Annotated in this window: 2 protein-coding genes; both read left to right on the top strand. The window is 76.7% G+C overall.

Going from position 1 to position 3,155, the window contains the following annotated elements; all coding sequences use genetic code 11:
• Positions 1-1,968: ComEC/Rec2 family competence protein (locus tag AB0K09_RS31785; RefSeq protein ID WP_366068856.1), on the top strand; the 1,968-nt coding region annotated here is incomplete at its 5' end.
• Positions 1,969-2,053: 85 nt separating this feature from the next.
• The gene (gene holA / locus AB0K09_RS31780; RefSeq protein WP_366068855.1) at positions 2,054-3,040 is read left to right on the top strand and encodes a DNA polymerase III subunit delta; all 987 of its coding nucleotides are present in this window, start codon (positions 2,054-2,056) and stop codon (positions 3,038-3,040) included.
• Positions 3,041-3,155: the final 115 nt, after the last annotated feature.

Raw genomic sequence — 3,155 nt, 5'->3', positions numbered from 1 at the left:
GGCGACACCTCACGCGTGCCGCCCGACCTCGACGACGCCTTCCGCGCCACCGGCCTGACGCATCTGCTCGCCGTCTCCGGGGGCAACCTCGGTGTCCTGCTGGTGCTGCTCATCGGTCCGCCGGCGCTGGCCGCGCGCGCCGAACGCCGGGGGCTCGCGGCCCGGCTGGGGGTGCCGCTGCGGCTCACGGCGGTGCTCGGCGGGGTGCTCGTCCTCGGGTTCGTCGTCGTGTGCCGGCCGGAGCCGAGCGTGCTGCGGGCGGCCGCGTGCGGGCTCGTCACCCTGCTGGCCCTCGGCACGGGCCGCCGCCGCGCCCTGCTGCCCGCGCTCGCGGCCGCCGTGCTGCTGCTCGTCCTGTACGACCCGTGGCTGGCGCGTGGTTACGGCTTCCTGCTGTCCGTCCTGGCCACCGGGGCCCTGCTCACCCTCGCCCCGCGCTGGAGCGCGGCGTTGCGCCGGCATGGCGTTCCGGCGCGCGTCGCGGAGGCCCTGGCGGCGGCCGCCGCGGCGCAGGCGGTGTGCGCACCGGTCATCGCGGTGCTCTCGGCCCGGGTGAGCCTGGTGGCCGTGCCGTGCAATCTGCTGGCCGGACCCGCGGTGGCCCCCGCCACCGTCCTCGGCTTCGCCGCGCTCGTCACCGCGCCCTTCGCCCCGCCTCTGGCCGCGATCCTGGCGCGGCCGGCCGGCTGGGCCGCCTCGTGGGTGGCGGCCGTGGCCCGCCGGGGCGCCGAGCTGCCCGGTGCCGAGTTCGCCTGGCCGGACGGCTGGACCGGCGGGCTGCTGCTGGCCGCCCTCACGGCGGTCGCCGTGCTCGCCGCCCGCCGCGCATCCCGTCACCCGTGGCTCTGCGCGGCCTGCGCGCTGCTCCTGCTGCTGGCCGTTCTCCGCCCGGCGCCGCTCACCCGGGCCGTCACGGGCTGGCCGCCACCCGGTTGGCGCATCGCCGCGTGCGATGTGGGCCAGGGCGACGCCCTGGTGCTGGCGGCCGGTGGGGCCGACGCGGTGGTGGTCGACGCCGGGCCCGAACCACGGGCCGTGGACCGCTGTCTGCGCACACTCGGCGTGGAGCGGATCCCGCTGCTGGTGCTCAGTCACTTCCACGCGGACCACGTCGACGGCCTCCCCGGCGTCCTGCGGGGCAGGGCGGTCGGGGCGATCGAGACGACGCCGTACGCGCGACCGCCCGCCCAGGCCGCGTATGTGCGGCGGCTGGCCGCGCGGGCCGGGGTTCCGGTGGTGGCGGCCGCGGCGGGGGAGCGGCGGCGGGTGGGGGAGGTGTCCTGGGAGGTGCTGTGGCCGCCTCCCGCGGGCGCTTCGGCGGTGGCGGAGGACGGGCCCAACGACGCGAGCGTGGTCCTGCTGGTCCGTACGGCCGGGCTGTCCGCGCTGCTGCTGGGCGACCTCGAACCGCCCGCCCAGCGGGAACTGGCACAGGCTCACCCGGAGCTGCCCCCGGTCGACGTGCTCAAGGTCGCCCACCACGGCTCCGCCCATCAGGACGACCGGCTCACCCGCGCCCTGCGCCCCCGGCTGGCCCTGGTCTCCGCGGGCCTCGGCAATCCGTACGGCCATCCGGCCCCCCGCACGCTGGCGACGCTGCGGGCGCAGGGGGCGGTGGTGCTGCGAACGGACAGGGACGGGCCCGTCGCGGTGACGGCGGGGGCCACCGCGGTGGCGGCGGGGGCCGACGGAGACCCGCGGCCCGTGAGGGCGGTTACTCCGCCTCGAGCCAGCCGTCGTACTCCTCGGCCAGTTCACGCAGCGCGCGCACGTTCAGCTCGCTGCGCGGATCGTCGATCACGACCAGCCACTGGGCGTCCTCGGCGTCGTCCTCCCCGGCGAGCGCCTCCCGCACGATCTGCGGGTCGTCGTCGAGGTCGAAGCGCTCACCGGCCTCGTCCGCCGCCTCCTGGGCGGTGTCGCGGTCGGGCAGCACCAGCAGGTGCCGTATGGGATCGGAGGGGATGAATACGCTGCTCACCCGCACATTGTGCGTCATGCTCATGCGGAGGTTTCGCGGGGTGTGTCACTGGGGCGTGGGATGCTGGTGGCGATGGCCAGGAAGACTGCAACCGACGATCCCCTCAGCCCCGTCACGCTCGCCGTGGGACAGGAGGACCTGCTCCTCGACCGTGCCGTGCGCGAGGTGGTGACGGCGGCCCGCGCGGCCGACGCGGACACCGACGTACGGGACCTCATGCCCGACGCGCTCCAGCCCGGCACCCTCGCCCAGCTGACCAGCCCCTCGCTGTTCGCGGAGCGCAAGGTGGTGATCGTGCGCAACGCGCAGGACCTGTCCGCCGACACCGTCAAGGACGTGAAGGGCTATCTGGCCGCCCCGGCGGAGGAGATCACCCTCGTCCTGCTGCACGCGGGCGGCGCCAAGGGCAAGGGCCTGCTCGACGCGGCCCGCAAGGCCGGGGCGCGCGAGGTCGCCTGCGCCAAGATGACGAAGCCGGCCGACCGGCTGGCGTTCGTCCGGGGAGAGTTCCGCACGGCGGGCCGCTCGGCGACTCCCGAGGCGTGCCAGGCGCTGGTGGATGCCATCGGCAGTGACCTCCGCGAGCTGGCGAGCGCCTGCGCGCAGCTGGTGGCCGACATCGAGGGCACCATCGACGAGGCCACCGTCGCCCGGTACTACACGGGCCGCGCCGAGGCGTCGAGCTTCACGGTCGCCGACCGGGCGGTCGAGGGCCGGGCGGCCGAGGCGCTGGAGGCGCTGCGCTGGGCCCTGGCCACGGGCGTGGCGCCTGTTCTGATCACCAGCGCCCTCGCCCAGGGGGTGCGCTCGATCGGCAAGCTCGCCTCGGCGCCCCGTGGCGCCCGCCCCGGTGACCTGGCCCGTGACCTCGGCATGCCGCCGTGGAAGATCGACCGGGTCCGGCAGCAGATGCGCGGCTGGTCGGCCGACGGCGTGGCCGCCGCGCTCACCGCCGTCGCGGAGGCGGACGCGGGTGTCAAGGGTGGTGGCGACGATCCGGAGTACGCCCTGGAGAAGGCGGTCGTGGCGGTCGCCCGCGCGGCCCGCGCCGGCCGCTGAAGGCCGCTGAAAGGCCGCTGAGGGGCTCGCGCCGACCGCCGGGCGGGCCCGGGAACGTCCGAAGGCCCCGCGCCGCCCTCGGGGAAAGGGCAGGCGCGGGGCCTTCGGGATTTCG

Origin of the sequence: Streptomyces sp. NPDC049577 (assembly GCF_040675635.1) — a bacterium.
Taxonomy (GTDB): Bacteria; Actinomycetota; Actinomycetes; order Streptomycetales; family Streptomycetaceae; genus Streptomyces.
This window is presented reverse-complemented; position numbering and strand designations above follow the sequence as displayed.

Excerpts from the sequence above, each read along its gene's own strand:
- holA (WP_366068855.1), top strand. The coding sequence starts at position 2,054 with ATGGCCAGGAAGACTGCAACCGACGATCCCCTCAGCCCCGTCACGCTC.